Annotated in this window: 18 protein-coding genes; 10 read left to right on the top strand and 8 right to left on the bottom strand. The window is 73.6% G+C overall.

Annotated elements, in window-relative coordinates; genetic code table 11:
* Positions 1-264: 264 nt before the first annotated feature.
* From AC3A5R_RS12225 to AC3A5R_RS12195, 7 genes are all read right to left on the bottom strand, one after another.
* On the bottom strand, positions 265-576 hold the full coding sequence (locus AC3A5R_RS12225) for a hypothetical protein (RefSeq protein ID WP_487621029.1): 312 nt from the start codon (positions 574-576) through the stop codon (positions 265-267).
* Positions 573-2,126, bottom strand: a complete 1,554-nt coding sequence (locus tag AC3A5R_RS12220) for an MFS transporter (protein WP_487621028.1) — start codon at positions 2,124-2,126, stop codon at positions 573-575. Before AC3A5R_RS12220 ends, AC3A5R_RS12225 begins: the two co-directional genes overlap by 4 nt.
* Entirely contained in the window at positions 2,123-3,490 is a 1,368-nt protein-coding gene (locus tag AC3A5R_RS12215) for a class II fumarate hydratase (protein WP_487621196.1), read from the bottom strand. The genes AC3A5R_RS12220 and AC3A5R_RS12215 overlap by 4 nt, the downstream gene beginning before the upstream one ends.
* Before the next feature lie 134 nt (positions 3,491-3,624).
* Complete coding sequence (gene rarD, locus AC3A5R_RS12210) at positions 3,625-4,620, bottom strand: EamA family transporter RarD (protein WP_487621027.1); 996 nt, start codon at positions 4,618-4,620, stop codon at positions 3,625-3,627.
* Between the two features lie 26 nt (positions 4,621-4,646).
* A complete protein-coding gene (locus AC3A5R_RS12205) occupies positions 4,647-5,723 on the bottom strand; it encodes a 2-oxoacid:ferredoxin oxidoreductase subunit beta (RefSeq protein WP_487621026.1) in 1,077 nt (358 codons plus the stop codon).
* On the bottom strand, positions 5,720-7,705 hold the full coding sequence (locus AC3A5R_RS12200) for a 2-oxoacid:acceptor oxidoreductase subunit alpha (RefSeq protein ID WP_487621025.1): 1,986 nt from the start codon (positions 7,703-7,705) through the stop codon (positions 5,720-5,722). The genes AC3A5R_RS12205 and AC3A5R_RS12200 overlap by 4 nt, the downstream gene beginning before the upstream one ends.
* 188 nt (positions 7,706-7,893) lie before the next feature.
* Positions 7,894-8,016 carry a hypothetical protein gene (locus AC3A5R_RS12195; protein WP_487621024.1) on the bottom strand — a complete coding sequence of 41 codons (123 nt, stop codon included), beginning with the start codon at positions 8,014-8,016 and terminating at the stop codon, positions 7,894-7,896.
* Positions 8,017-8,089: 73 nt separating this feature from the next.
* On the opposite strand from AC3A5R_RS12195, the gene AC3A5R_RS12190 reads away from it, so the two are divergent.
* From AC3A5R_RS12190 to AC3A5R_RS12145, 10 genes are all read left to right on the top strand, one after another.
* On the top strand, positions 8,090-8,449 hold the full coding sequence (locus AC3A5R_RS12190; protein WP_487621023.1) for an NADH-quinone oxidoreductase subunit A: 360 nt from the start codon (positions 8,090-8,092) through the stop codon (positions 8,447-8,449).
* An 80-nt stretch (positions 8,450-8,529) separates the two neighbouring features.
* Positions 8,530-9,249 carry an NADH-quinone oxidoreductase subunit B gene (locus tag AC3A5R_RS12185; protein ID WP_487621195.1) on the top strand — a complete coding sequence of 240 codons (720 nt, stop codon included), beginning with the start codon at positions 8,530-8,532 and terminating at the stop codon, positions 9,247-9,249.
* Positions 9,246-9,770: an NADH-quinone oxidoreductase subunit C gene (locus AC3A5R_RS12180; protein ID WP_487621022.1), complete on the top strand. Its 525-nt coding sequence runs from the start codon at positions 9,246-9,248 to the stop codon at positions 9,768-9,770. Before AC3A5R_RS12185 ends, AC3A5R_RS12180 begins: the two co-directional genes overlap by 4 nt.
* The gene (locus AC3A5R_RS12175; RefSeq protein ID WP_487621021.1) at positions 9,767-10,732 is read left to right on the top strand and encodes a complex I subunit 1/NuoH family protein; all 966 of its coding nucleotides are present in this window, start codon (positions 9,767-9,769) and stop codon (positions 10,730-10,732) included. Before AC3A5R_RS12180 ends, AC3A5R_RS12175 begins: the two co-directional genes overlap by 4 nt.
* A gap of 78 nt (positions 10,733-10,810) precedes the next feature.
* Positions 10,811-11,605 (top strand): NuoI/complex I 23 kDa subunit family protein, encoded by a 795-nt coding sequence (locus AC3A5R_RS12170; protein WP_487621020.1) that lies wholly within the window; start codon positions 10,811-10,813, stop codon positions 11,603-11,605.
* Entirely contained in the window at positions 11,602-12,171 is a 570-nt protein-coding gene (locus tag AC3A5R_RS12165) for an NADH-quinone oxidoreductase subunit J family protein (protein ID WP_487621019.1), read from the top strand. Before AC3A5R_RS12170 ends, AC3A5R_RS12165 begins: the two co-directional genes overlap by 4 nt.
* On the top strand, positions 12,168-12,614 hold the full coding sequence (gene nuoK, locus AC3A5R_RS12160) for an NADH-quinone oxidoreductase subunit NuoK (RefSeq protein ID WP_487621018.1): 447 nt from the start codon (positions 12,168-12,170) through the stop codon (positions 12,612-12,614). The genes AC3A5R_RS12165 and nuoK overlap by 4 nt, the downstream gene beginning before the upstream one ends.
* On the top strand, positions 12,611-14,542 hold the full coding sequence (locus AC3A5R_RS12155; RefSeq protein WP_487621017.1) for an NADH-quinone oxidoreductase subunit 5 family protein: 1,932 nt from the start codon (positions 12,611-12,613) through the stop codon (positions 14,540-14,542). The genes nuoK and AC3A5R_RS12155 overlap by 4 nt, the downstream gene beginning before the upstream one ends.
* A complete protein-coding gene (locus AC3A5R_RS12150; protein WP_487621016.1) occupies positions 14,533-16,038 on the top strand; it encodes a complex I subunit 4 family protein in 1,506 nt (501 codons plus the stop codon). The genes AC3A5R_RS12155 and AC3A5R_RS12150 overlap by 10 nt, the downstream gene beginning before the upstream one ends.
* Entirely contained in the window at positions 16,035-17,585 is a 1,551-nt protein-coding gene (locus AC3A5R_RS12145) for a proton-conducting transporter transmembrane domain-containing protein (RefSeq protein WP_487621015.1), read from the top strand. The genes AC3A5R_RS12150 and AC3A5R_RS12145 overlap by 4 nt, the downstream gene beginning before the upstream one ends.
* Positions 17,586-17,627: 42 nt before the next feature.
* Here the strand turns inward: AC3A5R_RS12145 and AC3A5R_RS12140 are convergent, their stop codons facing one another.
* Complete coding sequence (locus AC3A5R_RS12140) at positions 17,628-18,260, bottom strand: helix-turn-helix domain-containing protein (RefSeq protein WP_487621014.1); 633 nt, start codon at positions 18,258-18,260, stop codon at positions 17,628-17,630.
* Positions 18,261-18,589 lie beyond the last annotated feature (329 nt).

Genomic DNA, 18,589 nt, shown 5'->3' with positions numbered 1-18,589 from the left:
CTCCACGAACCGTGCCAGCCGCCAGGCTCGTGCGGACTGGGCCACCTGCGGAGCAATGCAGAGCACACCGAGGGGTGCATTCGGCGCTCGGCCGGCGCGAGCGCTCTGCGTTGCTCCACGAACCGTGCCGACCGGCTTTGTCCCGCAGGGTGGTCCGCCCGGCGGAGCAATGCTGAGCACGCCGAGAGTGCACCCGGCGCCGTCCCCGTGGCCAGGACCGTCTCGAGAAGACAGCGCCATGGCCCTCGCTGTCAGCGGAGCGGGTCAGGTGGTGCGTGCAGCGCGCTGGCGCTCCCAGGCGATGCCTAAGGCTGCCTCGATGGCTGACCGGTCGCCGGAGAGGTCGGCCTGCACCTTGGTGTGCGACTCCCAGGCGGGTGGCACCCCGAAGGTGTCCGGGTGCTCGGCCACGAGCCGTTCCCGGTCCGCGCCTCCGAGGCGCACGAGCACCGTGCCGGGGGCGTCGGCCCGCGCCACGAGCAGGCCGTCCACGTACCAGGCGCGCCGGCCCTCGACGCGTCGGGCGCGGCAGCCCTCGAGCGTCGCGAGGTAGGCCTCGACGTCGTCCAGCGTCATCGTGCGGCTCCGACCGGACCGGGGCGCTCGGCGCTCGTGCCGGGGCAGCCCTGGATGCCCGAGCAGGACCAGCCGGCCGGGCTCCGTGGGCCGGCGCCTATCGCGGCGACGGGCTCCTCGACCTTCTGGCGGGGTTCGCCCTCGGGCTCAGGTACGTCGTTGCGGATGAGCAGCCACGACACGGCGGCACCGGCGAGGAGCATGACCGCGCAGACGAGCATCGCCGTGCGGTAGGCCGACGAGAACGCCACGGGTCGGGCGTAGTCCGCGCCGGACAGGCCGACGGCGGCGGGGAGCGCGGCCACGGCCAGCAGGCTGCCCGACCGGGCCACGGCGTTGTTGACGCCGCTGGCCACGCCGGCGAAGCGGTCCGGGGCCGCGGCGAGCACCGTGGCGGTGAGCGGCGCCACGAGCAGCACCAGTCCGACCCCGAAGACCGTGACGCCGGGCAGCACCCCGGTCCAGTACGACGACGACGCGCCGACGCCGGCGAGCAGCAGCGTGCCGAGCCCGCAGAAGATGGGCCCGACCGTCATGGGCACGCGTGGCCCGATGCGCGCCGCGAGCTCGCCGCCGCGGGCCGCGAACAGGAGCATGAGTACGGTGATCGGCAGGGTGGCGACGCCGGCCGGCAGCGGCCCCCACCCGAGCACCGTCTGCAGCTGGAGGGTGAGGAAGAAGAAGACGGCGCCGAGCGCCGCGTAGACGAGCAGCGTCATGCCGTTGGCGGCGCTGAACTGGCGCGAGGCGAACAGTGACGGCGGCACCATGGGGTGGTGGGTGCGGCGCTCGACGACGACGAAGGCGACCCCGAGCAGGACCCCCGCCGTCGCGACGGCCACCGTGCCCCCGGCGCCGAGCGCGTCGTGCTCGATGAGGGCGAAGGTCGTGACGCCGAGCGCGAGCGTCGCGAGCACCGCACCGGCGACGTCGAAGGTGTGGTCGGCCTCGGCGTCGCGCGTCTCGGGCACGGCGGTCACCGCGATGATCACGGTGATGATGCCGAGGGGCACGTTGAGCAGGAACGCCCAGCGCCAGCTCGCGTACTCGACGAGCCAGCCGCCGACGAACGGGCCGATGGCGGCCGCGATGCCACCCAGGCCGGACCATGCGCCGATGGCGCGGCCACGGTCGTCGTGGCGGAACGTCGACTGGATCATCGCGAGGCTGCCCGGGGTCAGCAGGGCTCCGCCGATGCCCTGGAGCACCCGGGCCGCGATGAGCTGCCCGGGCGACTGGGCCAGGCCGCACGCCGCCGAGGCGAGGGTGAACCAGGCGACGCCGATGACGAAGACGCGTCGGCGCCCGTAGCGGTCGCCCAGCGAGCCGCCCAGCAGGATGAGCGAGGCGAGCGCGAGGAGGTAGCCGTTCGAGATCCACTGCAGCCCAGCCAGATCGGCGGACAGCTCGCGGCCGATGCGCACGAGGGCGACGTTGACGACGGTGCCGTCGAGCATCGCCATCCCGGAGCCGAGCACGGCTGCCGTGACGACGAGCCGTCCGGCGCGCGTCTTGAGAGTCAGCCCGCCGACCTGCTCGCCGGCGGTCACGATCGGCTCGGCGGACGCGTCATGGCGAGCACGTCGAGGGCGGCGTCGAGCTGCTCCTCGGTGAGGCGTCCGTCGGCGACGTGGCCCTGTTCGATGACGACCTCCCGGATCGTCCTGCGCTCGCGGACCGCCTGCTTGACGACGGCCGCGGCGGTCTCGTAGCCGAGGTAGCGGTTGAGCGGGGTGACGACCGACGGTGAGCTCTCGGCGAGGGTGCGGGCGTGCTTGACCTCGGCCGTGATCCCGTCGATGCAGCGGTCGGCGAGCAGGCGCGCCGTCGCGGCGAGCAGCGTCAGCGACTCGAGGACGTTGCGAGCCAGGACCGGCAGCATGACATTGAGCTCGAAGTTGCCGGCAGCGCCCGCGGTGGTCACCGTGACGTCGTTGCCGATGACCTGGGCGCACACCATGAGGGTGGCCTCCGGCACGACGGGGTTGACCTTGCCGGGCATGATGCTCGAGCCGGGCTGGAGGTCGGGCAGGTGGATCTCGCCGAGGCCGGTGCGCGGCCCCGAGGACATCCACCGCAGGTCGTTGCAGATCTTCGTCAGGCCGACGGCGACGACCTTGAGAGCCCCCGACAGCTCGACGACGGCGTCTTGGGTCGACTGCGCCTCGAAGTGGTCCTGTGCCTCGCGGAACGCGACCCCGGTGTCGCCGGACACCCGCTCGATGACGGCCGCGGCGAAGCCCGGTGCGGCGTTGAGGCCCGTGCCGGCCGCGGTGCCGCCGAGGGGAAGCTCGGCCGTCGCGCCGGCCGCGTGGCGCACCCGCTCGACGCCGAGCTCGACCTGCCGGCGGTAGCCCCCGAACTCCTGGCCGAGGGTGACGGGCACGGCGTCCATGAGGTGGGTGCGCCCTGCCTTGACGACGTCGGCGAACTCGGTCTCCTTGCGCCCCAGGGCTCTTGCCAGGTGCTCGAGCGCCGGAGCGAGGTCGGTCATGGCCGCCACGGTGGCGGCCACGCGCAGCGCGCTGGGAAAGGTGTCGTTGCTCGACTGGCCGGCGTTGACGTGGTCGTTGGGGTGCACGGCCAGTCCCGAGGAGAGGTGGGCGAGGCGCGCGACGACCTCGTTGACGTTCATGTTCGTCGAGGTGCCCGATCCGGTCTGGAAGACGTCGACGGGGAACTGGTCGTCGTGCTCGCCCCGCGCGACCGCGTCGGCCGCGGCGGCGACGGCCTGCGCCATCGGGGGCTCGAGCACGCCGAGGTCGGCGTTGACCCGGGCCGCGGCGGCCTTGAGCCGGGCCAGGGCGTGCACGACGCCCGGCGGGACCGGCTGACCGCTGATCGGGAAGTTCTCCACGGCGCGGGCCGTCTGTGCGCCCCAGAGAGCGTCGGCCGGTACCTGCACCTCGCCCATCGAGTCGTGCTCGGTGCGGGTCGGGGCGCTGTCGACCCCGGCGGCGCTCCCGGTGCTTCCCCTGCTCGGCGTCACTGCGCTCATGACCTCATCCTGCCCCCTCGGAGGCTGGTCCCGGCGGGTCAGGACCTCGGTCAGCGGGGGCAGTCGTCGGCGGGTACCGGACGCGGCTCGAGTGCGGCGAGGCGGTTGGCGCGCCGGTTGGCCCCGACGCTGAGGAGCGAGTCGGTCGTCAGGACGAGCAGGGCGACCCAGACGATGCCGAAGCCGACCCACCGCTCGGCCGGCAGGTGCTCGCCGAGGAGCAGCACCGCGCAGAGCAGCTGCATGACCGGGGTGATGAACTGGATGAGGCCGATCGTCACGAGCGGGACGCGTCGGGCCGCGGCGGCGAAGCACAGCAGCGGCACCGCGGTGACGACGCCCGAGAGCACGAGCAGCGTCGTGTGCGTTGCGCCGTGGTGGCCGAACTCGAGCTCGCCCTGTGAGCCGACGACGAGGAGCGTCACGGTCGCGACCGGAGCCAGGATGACGGTCTCGACGGTCAGGCCGTGCATCGCCTCGAGGCTCGCCCCGAGCTTCTTCTTCGTCAGCCCGTAGAGCGCGAACGACACGGCGAGGGAGAGCGCGACCCACGGCACGCGTCCGCCCGCGACACCGAGGTACACCCCGGCCGCGGCGCCGATGCCGACGGCGACCCACTGGAGCACGCGCAGCCGCTCGCGCAGCACGACGACGCCGAGTGCGACGGTGACGAGCGGGTTGAGGAAGTAGCCGAGGGCCGCCTCGCTCGTGTTGCCCGACACGACGGCCGCGACGTAGACGACCCAGTTGACGGCGATGAGCACGGCCGCGACGGCGAGCCCGACGAGCAGCCGGGGCCGGCGCAGCAGCGGTGCGACCCAGGCGAAGTCGCGGCGCACGAGCAGGACGAGCGCGCAGAAGAGCAGCGTCCAGAGGATCCGGTTGGCGAGGATCTCCCAGGCGCCGGCCGGGCGCAGGGCGTCGAAGTAGAGCGGGAACAGCCCCCACAGGCCGTAGGCGGCGAAGCCGAGCAGGGTGCCGCGCCCGACCTCACCCTCGGGCGAGCCGAGAGTCAGGCCGCCGGTGCGCGACGAAGGGCGCGACACCGGACGGAAGGTCGGACGGGAGGCCGTCACGCGTCGGGCGTCTCGCCGACGGTCCACGTGTCGCGGCCGGCGAGGAGGGCGTCGATGTCGGCGTCGGTGATCTCGGTGGTGCGCGCCGAGGCCACCTGCTCGCGGAGCAGGTCGTCGTAGGTCGGGCGCGACACGTTGCGGAAGATCCCCATCGGCACGTGGCCGAGGTCGGGGGAGTCGAGGCGCGAGAGGGCGAAGGCGGCCGACGGGTCGGTGGCGCCGGCGTCGTGGACGACGACGCGGGCCGGGTCGGCCTCGGCGCGCGGCACGACCGCGAGCGACCCGCGGTCGTCACGCACGACGACGGTCTCGGCGGTGCCGACCTCCTCGCCGTCGGACAGGTGCAGGATCCGGGCGGCCGCCTCGGTGCGGTCCTTGAGGACGTCGAAGACGCCGTCGTTGAAGATCGGGCAGTTCTGGTAGATCTCGACGAAGGCCGACCCGCGGTGCTCGGCCGCGGCCCGCAGCACCGCGGTCAGGTGCTGGCGGTCGGAGTCCATCGTCCGCGCCACGAAGCTCGCCTCGGCGCCGAGCGCCAGCGAGACCGGGTTGAACGGGGTGTCGAGCGAGCCGAGCGGCGTGGACTTGGTGACCTGGCCGATCTGCGAGGTGGGCGAGTACTGGCCCTTGGTCAGGCCGTAGATCTCGTTGTTGAACAGCAGGATCTTGAGGTTGACGTTGCGGCGCAGCGCATGGATGAGGTGGTTGCCGCCGATCGACAGCGCGTCGCCGTCGCCGGTGACGACCCACACCGACAGGTCCTCGCGCGTGGCGGCCAGGCCGGTGGCGATGGCCGGCGCGCGACCGTGGATCGAGTGCATGCCGTACGTGTCGAGGTAGTACGGGAAGCGCGAGCTGCAGCCGATGCCGGAGACGAAGACGATGTTCTCGCGGCGCAGGCCCAGCTCGGGCAGGAAGCCCTGGACCGCGGCGAGGATCGCGTAGTCGCCGCAGCCGGGGCACCAGCGCACCTCCTGGTCGGAGGTGAAGTCCTTCTTCGTCAGCGCGACGCCCTCGTCGAGGCGCGGGACGCCGGCGGTGCCGATGGCGGGCATGCCGAGGTCGGTGCTCACTTCGCGGTCTCCTTCACGCGCTCGTCGGTCGTGCTGCCGTTGGCGCCGCCGTTCGTGGTGCCGTTCGTCCCGCCGTTCGCGGCCCGTGGCTCCGGGACCGACGACGCAGATGACGCGGATGACGCGGACGCCGCGGCGATGACGTCGGCGAGGTCGCCGGCCTGGAACGGCAGCCCGCGCACCGAGGTGTGCGACTCGACGTCGACGAGGTACTTCGCCCGCAGCAGCAGGGCCAGCTGGCCGAGGTTCATCTCCGGGACGATGACGCGGTCGTAGGCGCGCAGCATCTCCCCGGTGTTGGCGGGGAACGGGTTGAGGTGGCGCAGGTGGGCCTGCGCGACGCGGGCGCCCCGGGCGCGGGCCTGGCGCACGCCCGCCGCGATCGGCCCGTACGTCGAGCCCCAGCCGAGGACGAGGACGTCGGCGTCGCCGGTCGGGTCGTCGACCTCGAGCGGGTCGATGGTGTCGGCGATCCCGTCGATCTTGGCCTGGCGCAGCCGCGTCATGTGGTCGTGGTTGTCCGGGTCGTAGGAGATGTTGCCCGTGACGTCGGCCTTCTCGATGCCGCCGACACGGTGCTCGAGGCCCGGCGTGCCCGGCACGGCCCACGGCCGGGCGAGGGTCTCGGGGTCGCGCAGGTACGGGTGGAACACCGGGTTGCCGTCGGCGTCGGTGGCGTTGGGCTCCGTGGCGTGCTCGACGGTGAGGTCGGGCAGCTCGGCCGTGCGAGGCAGGCGCCACGGCTCGGACCCGTTGGCGAGGTAGCCGTCGGACAGCACGATGACCGGGGTGCGGTAGGTCGTGGCGATGCGGACGGCCTCGAGGGCGGTGTCGAAGCAGTCGGCCGGCGTGGCCGGGGCGACGACGGCCACGGGCGACTCGCCGTTGCGGCCGAACATCGCCTGGAGCAGGTCGGCCTGCTCGGTCTTGGTCGGCAGCCCGGTGGACGGGCCGCCGCGCTGGATGTCGCAGACGATGAGCGGCAGCTCGAGCGAGACCGCGAGGCCGATCGTCTCGGCCTTGAGCGCCAGGCCCGGGCCGGAGGTCGTCGTGACGCCGAGCGCCCCGCCGAAGCTGGCCCCGAGGGCGGCCCCGACGCCGGCGATCTCGTCCTCGGCCTGCATGGTCGCGACGCCGTAGCGCTTGAGGCCGGCGAGGGTGTGGAGGATGTCGGAGGCCGGGGTGATCGGGTAGGAGCCGAGGAACAGCGGCAGGCCGGCCCGGTGGGCGGCGGCCACGAGGCCGAGCGAGAGCGCGACGTTGCCGGTGACGTTGCGGTAGGCGCCCGAGCGCATCCGGGCCGGGGCCACCTCGTAGGCGACGGCGAAGTCCTCGGTGGTCTCGCCGTAGTTGAACCCGGCGTGCAGCGCGGCGAGGTTGGCCTCGAGGATGTCCGGCTTGCTCGCGAACTTGCCCTTGAGGAAGGACTCGGTGCCCTCCATCGGGCGGGTGTAGAGCCACGACAGGAGGCCGAGCGCGAACATGTTCTTCGCGCGCTCCTTCTCCTTGCGGGTCAGGTCGGTGAACGAGGCGAGCGCCTCGACCGTGATCGAGGTGAGGGCCACGGGGTGCACGTGCCACGACTCGAGGGAGCCGTCCTCGAGCGGGCTCTGGGCGTAGCCGACCTTGGAGAGGTTCCGCTTCGAGAACTCGTCGGTGTTGACGATGAGCGTGGCGCCGCGGGGCAGGTCGCGCAGGTTGGCCTTGAGCGCGGCCGGGTTCATCGCGACGAGGACGTCCGGGGCGTCGCCCGGCGTCAGGACGTTGTGGTCGGCGAAGTGCAGCTGGAAGCTGGAGACGCCGGGCAGGGTGCCCTGGGGTGCGCGGATCTCGGCGGGGAAGTTCGGCAGCGTGGACAGGTCGTTGCCGAGCAGCGCCGTCTGCGACGTGAAGCGGTCGCCGGTCAGCTGCATGCCGTCGCCGGAGTCCCCGGCGAACCGTATGACCACGCGATCGAGCTGCTGGACCTTCTTGGTGCTCATGCTCTGCGACGTCCTCGAATTCCTACGATTCACGGCCCGGGGCAGCACGCGGCGGGCTTCTTCCATGCTATGACGCACATCGGCCCACTTTGTGCAGGTGCCACAACGTGGACGACGTCGATTCGTGCCCCGGGGTTCGGGTCGTGGGGCGCCCTACGGACGCCGGGGCGGGAGAGCGAACGCCGACCTCAGCGTGCGGGCGCCGTCACCGCGAGGACGAGCAGGCACCCGGGGACGAACCGCAGCACGGGTCCGCGCGAGGGGCGGTCGGGCACGACGTCGTCCTGGTCCCTGCTTCCCCTGTGAACCATGGGCCGCAGGCCAGCCCGGATGCCGCGGACCGCACCGTGCCACGCACCAGCAGGCATGGATAGGCTGGCCGACATGTCCGGGTACGCAGCCGTCGCAGCGGTGCTCGCCGCAGGCGTCGTCCTCGTGACCGCCGCGATGCTCGCTCGTCGGCTCCTGGCCCCGAGCGCCCCGCTGCCGGCCAAGCTGACCACCTACGAGTCCGGCGTCGACCCCGTCGGCGAGGGCTGGGCCCAGACCAAGGTGCGCTACTTCGTCTTCAGCTTCCTCTACGTCGTCTTCGCCGTCGACGCCATCTACCTCTTCCCGTGGGCGCTCGTCCTGCGCGACGCGTCGATCGGCCGTGCCAGCCTCGTCGAGATGGGCATCTTCATCGGCGTCATCGTCCTCGGGCTCGCGCACGCGGGCCGACGCGGCCTGCTGAGGTGGGTGTGATGGCGGCGAACCCGGGCCAGCAGCCGAACCAGCAGCCGAACCAGCAGCCGAACCAGCAGGGACAGCCTGTCGACCTGCCGATGCCGACCGTCGCGTCGCCGCACGCGCCCGTGCGGATGGGTGCCCTCGGCGGCCACGCCCCGCGACCGATCAAGGTCGTGCTCAACTGGGGCCGGCGCTACTCGCTCTGGGTGTTCAACTTCGGGCTCGCCTGCTGCGCCATCGAGTTCATCGCCGCCTCGATGGGGCGCCACGACTTCATCCGGCTCGGCGTCATCCCCTTCGCCCCCGGCCCCCGGCAGGCCGACCTCATGGTCGTCTCGGGCACGGTCACCGACAAGATGGCCCCGGCGATCCGCCGTCTCTACGACCAGATGCCCGAGCCGAAGTACGTCATCTCCTTCGGTGCCTGCTCCAACTCCGGCGGCCCGTACTGGGACTCCTACTCGGTCACGAAGGGCGTCGACCAGGTCATCCCCGTGGACGTCTACGTGCCGGGGTGCCCGCCACGGCCCGAGGCCCTGCTGCACGGCATCATCCGCCTGCAGGAGCAGATCGCCGACGAGCGGCTGTCGGCCCAGCGGATCCGCGGCCGGTACGCCGGCCACCGCGTCGCGAGCTCCGGCGACGTGCGTCGTCCCCTCCTGTCGCGCCCGGCCCGCGGGTCCGGTGCGGTGCCGACGCCCGACGCGCCCGACGCGCCCGACGCGCCCGACGCGCCCGACGCGCCCGACGCGCCCGACGCGACCCGCACGCCCGGCACGCCCGGCGCCGGCGCACCGTCGGGGGCCGACCGATGATCACCGCCGACCCGCGCGACCTGCCGCTCGGCGAGTGGGCGAGCACCGTCCTGCAGCTGCGCGAGGCGGGGCACACCTACTTCGACTGGCTCACCGCCGTCGACGAGACCGACCGCGACGACGCGCCCGGCTTCGACGTCGTCTGCCACCTCATCGACCCCTCGACCCCCGGGGCCGCCACCGGCGTCCTCGTGCGCACCCGCGTGCCCGCCGACCGGCCCGTGCCGTCGCTGACACCGGTCTTCGCCGGCGCCGCCTGGCACGAGCGCGAGACCCACGAGATGTTCGGCATCGACTTCGACGGCTTCGACGACGGCACCGGCCTCGGCCTGCGCCCGCTCCTGCTGCCGGAGGGCTTCGAGGGCACGCCGCTGCGCAAGTCGTTCGTGCTCGCGGCCCGCGCGTCGAAGCAGTGGCCCGGCGCCAAGGAGCCGGGGGAGGGGCACGACAGCGCTCGCGCCCCCGGTCGCCGACGCGTCCAGGCCCCGGGCGTCCCCGGCCCCGAGTGGGGGCCGCGATGACGCTCACCCCCTGGCTCGAGGTCGTCGTGCGCGCCGTCGCCGTGCTCGCCGCCTTCCTCGTGCTGCCGCTGCTCGTCGGCCAGACCGAGCACAAGGTCATGGCGCACATGCAGGGCCGGCTCGGCCCGATGTACGCCGGCGGGTTCCACGGCTGGGCCCAGCTCGTCGCCGACGGCGTCAAGTTCGTCCAGAAGGAGGACGTGACGCCGGCCCGCGCCGACCGCTGGGTGTTCCGCCTCGCGCCGTTCGTCGCCCTCGTGCCCTACCTCGTGGCGCTCGCCGTCGTGCCGCTGTCGCCCCGCGTCGTCGGGGCCGACGTCGACGCGAGCGTCGTGCTCGTCCTCGCCGCAGTGGGCGTCGGGGTCGTCGGCACCCTGATGGCCGGGTGGGCCTCGGCCAACAAGTACTCGCTGCTCGGCGGCATGCGGGCCGCCGCCCAGCTGGTGTCCTACGAGCTGCCGCTCGTGCTGTCCGTGGCGTCGGTCGCGCTGGCCGGGGGCACGCTGTCGGTCATCGGCATCGCCGAGGCCTGGACGCCGTGGTGGCTGCTCTGGCAGCTGCCCGGCATGGTCGTCTTCCTCGTCGCGGCGCTCGCCGAGCTGCAGCGGCCACCGTTCGACATGCCGGTCGCCGACTCCGAGATCGTCTTCGGTGCCTTCACCGAGTACACCGGCCTGCGGTTCGCGTTCTTCCTGCTCGCCGAGTACGCCGGCATCGTCGTGTTCTCGCTCCTGTTCGCGGTGCTCTTCCTCGGCGGCTGGGCCGGCCCGCTCGAGGCGACGCTCGGCTGGGTGTGGACCCTCCTCAAGGGCTTCCTGGTGGCCGTCGTCGTCATCTGGCTGCGGGTGTCGTGGCCGCGGATGCGCGAGGACCAGCTGCAGCGCCTCGCCTGGGTGTGGCTCGTGCCGTTGTCGCTGTTCCAGCTCGCCCTGACTGCTGTCGGTGTGGTGATGCTCGGATGAGCCGCCCGACGCTCCGGAACGAGCCGACCCCCGCACCCACGCCCAACTGCTCGACCCGACCCGAGGAGGTGACGCGTCGTGGGTGAGGGAATCGTCCCCGGCCTCGTCAAGGGACTCGCGCAGACGGCCCGGACCATGACGCGCCGGACGCACACGGTCGAGTACCCCGACGTCGCGCCGGCCCTGCCGCCACGCACCCGGGGGGTCATCGCGCTCACCGAGGAGAACTGCACCTCGTGCATGCTCTGCGCGCGCGAGTGCCCCGACTGGTGCATCTACATCGACTCCCACAAGGAGGAGGTGCCGCCGACGACCCCCGGGGGCCGGGCCCGCCAGCGCAACGTCCTCGACCGCTTCGCCATCGACTTCTCGCTGTGCATGTACTGCGGCATCTGCATCGAGGCCTGCCCGTTCGACGCCCTGCACTGGAGCCCCGAGTTCGAGTACGCCGAGCTCGACATCCGCGACCTGTTGCACGAGAAGGGCCGGCTCGGCGCGTGGATGGCCACCGTGCCGCCGCCGCCGGCGCTCGACCCCGGCAGCGCCGAGCCTGCCGAGGTCGCCGCCTCGTCCCGCCCGGCGCGGGGTGCGCGCGGGGCCGCCGGCGCGGGTACCGACGCCGGGGCGCCGGCTCGCCCGACCCGCGTCCGTCCCGCGCGCGACACGGCAACCGGCACCGCGTCCGAGGCTCCCGCCCGTCCCGCACGTGACACGACGCCGACGCGACCGCTGCCCGCGGCAGGAGCGGCTGCGGCCGAAGCCGAGGCCGCGTCGGCCACCGGCGACGAGACGCAGGTCCTGCCGACCTCCTCGACGCCCGACTCCACGCCCGACTCCGAGCCGGAGCCCCGCGACGAGGAGGGCGACGCGTGACGACCCGCGACATCGTGTTCGTCGCCGTCGGCGCGATCACGGGCCTCACGGCGCTGCTCGCCGTCACGACCCGCCACGTCGTGCACGCGGCGCTGTGGCTGCTCGTCTCGCTGGGGTCGCTCGCCGGCTGCTACCTCGTGCTCGGCCAGGAGCTCGTCGGCCTCGTCCAGCTGCTGGTGTACGTCGGAGCCGTCGTCGTGCTCGTGCTCTTCGCACTCATGCTGACCCGCGCACCGATCGGCCCGCACGCCGAGATCGACACCCCGGTATGGCAGCGTGTCGTCGGCGCGCTCCTCGGGGCCGCGAGCGCGGCGCTGCTCGGCGCGCTCCTCCTGCCGCTCTTCTCGGGGGCCACGGCCTCCCTCGACGACGCCCCGTCGGCCACGCCGCGCATCGCCCAGGCCGTCTTCGGCACGTGGGTGTGGCCCTTCGAGCTGCTGTCGGTGCTCCTGCTCGTCGCGCTCATCGGCGCCTTCGCGGTGTCGCGCATCGTGCTGCACCGGGGAACGGTCGATGCCGTCGACCCCGCCCGCGCCCGCACCGCCGGCCCGGGAGCGGCGTCGTGATCCACCTCGAGCTGCCCGTGCTCCTCGTCGCCGTGCTGGCCGGAGCGGGCGTCTTCGGCATCCTCGCCCGGCGCAACGCGGTGCTCGTGCTCATCGGAGTCGAGCTCGTCCTCAACTCCGCGAACCTCCTTCTCGTCACGGCCGGTTCGCGGTCGGGCTCGCCCCTCGCAGCAGGCGCGGTGCTGACGCTTTTCGTCATCACCATCGCGGCCGCCGAGGTCGTCGTGGCGCTCGCGATCGTCCTCGTGCTGTTCCGCACTGCCGGCCACGTCGACCTGACGCGGGTGCCCGTCCTCGACGACGGCCCCGACCCAGACGACCTCGACGACGCCGAGGGCGCCGACGCGTCCGGTGAGCCCGACGCGTCCGGTGAGTCCGACGCAGTTGGCGAGGGTGACGTGCCCGCCGAGCCGGCGCAGGCCGGCCCGGAGGTGCACGCATGAGCTGGGTCGTGCGTCTGATCGTGGTCCTGCCGGCGCTCGCGGCGCTCGGCGGCCTGCTCGTGCACCGGCAGCGTCGGGTGTCGGCCGCGATCGCGGTGGGCGCCTCGACGCTCGTCACCGTGCTCGCGCTCGTCCAGTGGGTCGCGCCGTCGCGCACGGCCGACATCGACACCTTCGGCGCGCTGCCGCTGGGTGACCTGTCCGTGCCGCTGCACCTGCTCTCCGACCGGGTGTCCGGGCTCGTGGCGTTCGTCGTGGCCGTCGTCGTGCTCGGGATCCAGGTGTTCACCGTCTGGTACCTGCACGACGACCCGCGCTACGGACGCTTCGCGGCGACGGTCTCGCTCTTCGCCGCGGGCATGCTGCTCCTCGTCCAGGCCTCCGACCTCGTGCTCGTCCTCGTCGGCTGGGAGATCATGGGCTGGTGCTCGTGGCTGCTCATCGGCCACGACAGCGAGCGACCCGCCGCGCGCCGCGCCGCCTACAAGGCGTTCCTCGTCACCCGCGTCGCCGACATCGGCATGGTCGTCGGCATCGTCGCGCTCGCCGTCCGGGCCCGCAGCACCGACCTGCTCGCCGTCATCTCCGCGAACGGGAGCACGACGGCACTGACCATCGGCCTCGTCGGCGTGGCCGTCGGCGTCGCCGGCAAGTCCGGCCTGATCCCGTTCCACGACTGGCTGCCCGACGCCATGGAGGGCCCGACCCCGGCGTCGGCGCTGATCCACGCGGCGACGATGGTCGCGGCCGGCACGTACGTCATCGCCCGGCTCTTCTCGCTCTACGCCTCGCACGACGGCGCTCGCACGTTCCTCGCGGTCCTCACCGCGGTGACGATGGTCTACGCCGCGCTGCTCGCCCTCGTCCAGACCGACCTCAAGCGGTTGCTCGCCTACTCGACGCTGAGCCAGATCGCGATCATGCTCTCGGCGCTCGCCACCGCGCCGCACGACCTCGGGCCCGGCGCGGGCCTGTCCCAGCTCATCGGCCACGCGTTCTTCAAGGCGCTGCTCTTCCTCGCCGCCGGCTGGCTGTCGGTGCTCGCCGGGGCCACCGCCCTCGTGGCGCTCCGCGGACGCCTCCGGCCCACGGGCGCCCTGCGGTGGGCCACCGGCATCGGCCTCGCCTCGCTCGCGGGCGTCCCGCCCCTCATCGGCTTCTTCACCAAGGACACCGTCATCGACGCCGCCCTCGAGGGCGAGGGCGTCGGCGCGACGATCGTCGTTGTCGCGCTCTTCGTCACCGTCGTGCTCACGGCGGCCTACTGCACCCGCGCCTGGCTGCTCCTCGACACCCCGGTGGCCGAGGAGGTCGTGGACACCTCGGATGCCGGCGAGCTGCTCGAGGGCCCGGAGGCCGCCGAGGTCGTCGTCGCCGAGAAGGACGTCGCCGTGGTGACCGCCGCCGACAGCGCCGACGATGCCGAGGTCGAGCGCGTCCACGCCCACGGGCACGCACCCATCACCCTGTCCGCGGCCCTCGTCGTCTCGGTCCTCGCGGCGCTCTGCGTCGTCGGCACGCTCTTCCTCACCGGTCTGCGCGGAGGGATCCACGTGGGCCTGCTCAGCGCGATGCTGTCCGTGCTCCTCGTCGTGGGGGCCGCGTTCGCGGTCTGGTCGCTGAGCGGGCAAGGTCGCGTCGACGTCGCCGAGCGGGTCCCGGCAGGCCTGCGCGACAATGCAGTCCGCGGCTTCGGCATCGACGCCGCCTACGTCGGGGTCGGACGAGCCGTCACCGCCACCGCTCGCCTCGTCGTGACCCTCGACCGTGACGTCGTCGATGCCTACCCGCGGGCCGCCGCCGTGGTCGTCCGCGGGCTCGGGCGTCTCGGTGACCGCGCGCACCGGGGCGTGCCGTCGTCCGCGCTCGTGGCCCTGCTCGTCGGTGCCGTCGCCGTGGCCGTCCTGGGGGTGGCCGCATGGCGCTGACCGTGATGCTCCTCGTGCCGCTGCTCGCGGCCATCGCCCTCGTCGCCATCCCCGGCGAGTCCCGGGCCGAGCGCGGGATCGCCCTGGGGGCGTCCGTCGTCACGGCCGTCCTCGCCGTCGTCGTCGTGGCCACCCGGGCCGAGGTCGACGCGCCGTGGATCCGCGCGCTCGGGGTGCGCTGGCACTTCGGGGTCGACGGCGTCTCGGCCGCGCTCGTGCTCCTGACGGCCCTGCTCACCGTCGGCGTCGTCGCCCACGCGCTGTCCGGCCCGATCCCCAGGGGCGGCACCGGGTCGACCTTCCTCGGCTGCATCCTCCTCGTCGAGACCGGTGCCCTCGGCACGTTCCTGGCCCGCGACGCCATCCTCTTCTTCATCGCCTTCGAGGTCGTGCTCGTGCCGATGTGGGTGCTGATCCGCCGGTTCGGCGACGACCACGTGCCCGACGAGGCTCGGGCCGACGCGGCGGGCCGGTTCGTGCTGTTCACGGTCCTCGGCTCGACACTCATGCTCGTCGGGATCCTCTTCCTCGTGCACCACCAGGGCACGTCCGACCTCGTGGCCCTCGCGGCCCGACATGGCCAGGGACTGGCCCGGCCGTTGCAGGTCGCCATCGCGGCCGTGCTCCTGCTCGGCCTGGGCATCAAGGTCCCGCTGTGGCCGCTGCACACGTGGCTGCCGTCGGCGCACACCATCGCCCCCACGGCGGGCTCGGTGCTCCTCGCGGCCGTCCTGCTGAAGATGGGCACCTACGGGATCGTGCGCCTGGTCGTGCCGACGGTTCCGGCCGGCATCGCCGCTCTCGCGCCGCTGCTCGCCGTCCTCGGCGTCGTCGGCATCCTTTGGGGAGGCCTGGCCTGCCTCGTCGAGCGCGACCTCAAGCGGCTCATCGCCTACAGCTCCGTGGCGCACATGGGCTTCGTCGCGCTGGCGATCGCCTCGGGCAGCGAGACCGGTCTGCAGGCCGCGCTCTTCGGCAACATCGCGCACGGCGTCGTGTCGGCCCTGCTGTTCCTCGTCGTCGGCGAGCTCAAGGAACGGTGGGGCTCGGCCGACCTGAGGGTGGCCCGGGCCGCGCTGCGCGACAAGGCTCCTCGCCTCGGTGGAGTGCTCGTCGTCGGCCTGGCCGGCGCCTTGGGGCTGCCGGGACTCATCAGCTTCTGGGGCGAGTTCCTCGCCCTGTACGCCACGTGGTCACCGGCCGAGGGCCGGCCCGTCACCCTGCTGCGCGTCTGCGTCCTGCTCGGCGCGGTGGGCCTGGCCCTGGCGGCGGGCTACTCGCTCCGGGTCGCGCGCATCGTGTGGGCGGGCGAGGGCAGCGAGGCTGCCGTCGGTCCGGCCGCCGAGGCCGTCGCCGACGCCCGTGGCGTCCGCTGGGGCGTCATGCTGGCCCTCGTCGTCGTCATCGTCGTGCTCGGCGTGGCGCCACACCTGCTGCTGTCACTGTCCGATGCCGCGGCCTCCGGGCTGATCACCGGTACGGGGGTGGTGCCGTGAACGGGCTGAGCCTCGACCTCGCCGTCCTCCTGCCGGCGCTCGTACCGCTGGGTGGGACGCTGCTCGTCCTCGTCGCCGACCTCGTCGCGCCGACCTTGCGGCGACTCCCGTGGGCGATCGCGGCGCTGGCCTCGCTCGGGACCGCCGTCGCCGCCGTGCCCGGTCTCGCGTCGGGCGACACCCGATCCACGCTGTGCCTCGCGACGCCGCCCGGCTCGGCCCTGCCGACCGTCCAGGGGCTGCCCGCGTCGTGCTTCTGGGAGGCCGACGCCCTGACCGGCGCGCTCCAGCTCGTCGCCGGGGTGGCCGCCCTGGTGTGCGTGACGCTCGCCTGGCCGCGACCCCGCAGCCGCCGGGTGCACGGCCCGACGTCCGAGCCGGTCCAGGTCGTGCTGCTGCTCGCGGCGCTGGCCGCGACGGTCGTCGTGGCCGCGAGCCGCGACGTCGGCACGTGGCTGGTCGCCCTCGAGCTCGCGACCCTGCCGGTCGTCGTGCTCGTGGCGCTCTCGGGTCGAGGCTCGGCCGTCGCGGGCGCCACGCAGCTGCTCGTCATGTCGCTCGTGTCGTTCGCGCTGCTGACGCTCGGCGTCGCCCTCTGGTACGCGGCGACGGGCAGCCCGTTCCTGACGCCGGACGCCGCCCTGTCGACGAGCGGGGCGTTCGAGGCCGCTTCGGGTGCTCCGGCGTCGGTCGTCTTCCCGTCGGTGTCGGCGGGCGTCGTGTCGCTCGCGACGGTGCTCGTCCTGGCCGGTGTCGGGTTCAAGCTCTCGCTCGTGCCGTTCCACGCGTGGACGCCGACGGCGTACGCCGGGGCCCCGCTGCCGATCGCCGCCTTCCTCGCGACGGTCTCGAAGATCGCCGCCCTCGCCGCGCTCCTCGTGGTCCTGCGGGCCGTGTCGGTGCTCGGCACGCCGGCGTTGCTGTCGATCGCGTTGCTCGCCGCACTGAGCATGACCGTCGGCAACGTCCTGGCCCTGCGCCAGGACGACGTCGTGCGCCTGCTCGCGTGGTCGACCGTCGCGCAGGCCGGGTGGGTCGTGCTGCCGCTCGTCAGCATCTCGGCGCTCGGCGTCGGGGCGAGCGCGACCTACCTGCTCACCTACGTCGTCGCGACGCTCGTCGCCTTTGCCGTCGTGGCTGTCACCGTCCGCGAGCGTCCGGCCGACGGTCGGAGCCTCGCCGGCTACGAGGGCCTGTGGCGCCGGAGTCCGTGGCGCGCCGGGGCCCTCGCCCTCGCCCTGACCTCGCTCGCGGGTCTCCCGCCCGGCATCATCGGCCTTGTCGGCAAGGTGGTGGCCCTGCGGCCCGTCGTCGCCGAGGGCTGGGTGTGGTTGGCCGTCGTCGCGGCGGTCAATGCCGTGCTCGGGGTGGCGGTGTACCTGCGCTGGCTGCGTCCGGTCGTGTCGTCCCCGGACGCACCGGGCGCGGTGCCTGGCGTCCCCCGACGACGGGGTGGCCGCGTCGCGGTCGCCGGACTGGTGCTCGCCGCCACGGTGCTCGTCGTCGTCAGCGTCCAGCCGGACGTCCTGCTGCGCCTTCTGGGCTGATCGGCGGACCGTCCGCGGCCCCGCGCCGGCCGGCCGTCCGCGTCACGCGTCCCCGGTGTCGGGAAACGCTCGGCCACGCGTCTTGCCCCGACGATCGGGTTCGCACTGGCACGGGCACGCACGCAGGCAGAGCTCTTCGAAACACGCGTCGAGGCAGTCGCACACGGGCTCCGGCTCGGGGCCGTGGCGTTCGAGCCATTCGGCCCGTCGGCGGGCGAGCCCTTCGATCCTCGCCCGACGCAGCCCGGCGGGCGTCGGATGGTCGGGTTGGGTGCCCACACGTTCGCGGGCCTCGGCTCGGCGGTCCCGCAGGGTGTACCAGCCCTTCGCGTCCGGCCGGCCCTTGCGCGGGTTGGCGCCCCGGTGCGCTGGCATGCCCTCCGGGCCGGCGACGTCGAGGTGGCTCGGGAAGTGTCGTTCGGCGTGGTCGCGGAGCACGTCCCAGGGCACGGGCAGCACCTCGGCGCCGGAGGCGTCGACGACCTGGAGCCGCAGCCCGGCCAGACGCAGGATCGTCGAGAGCGCGCCGACGCTGAGGTCCCGCTCGCCCGTCTCCAGTCGCCCGACCTGAGCGCGCGAGAGACCCAGGTGTGCGGCGAGCTCTCGCTGGCTCAGATCGGCGAGCCGTCGGACGCGGCGCACGTAGCCCGGGACGTCCGGCTCGTCGTCGGTCATCGGCCCTCCTGGCGTCGTGGCGAGACCACCTTCGCGCACCCGCCCTGGACCGCGCCTGCCCCGTCCCCAGCCGGAGACGTCCCCTCGCCGCCGCCTGCGGCGCTGTGCACAGGGAGGAACCCACCCGCCCACTCACGCACTGCTCCCACCCCGGGAGCAGGTGGTGAGGGTGTGAGGGGGTGTGGTGTGCCGGGTGGTGGGGGTCCGCTCCCTCACGCACTGCTCCCGCTGTGGGAGCAGGTGGTGAGGCTGTGAGGGGGTGTGGTGTGCCGGGTGGTGGGGGTCCGCTCCCTCACGCACTGCTCCCGCTGTGGGAGCAGGTGGTGAGG

This window comes from Intrasporangium sp. Soil_C_50 (assembly GCF_057656595.1).
This window is presented reverse-complemented; position numbering and strand designations above follow the sequence as displayed.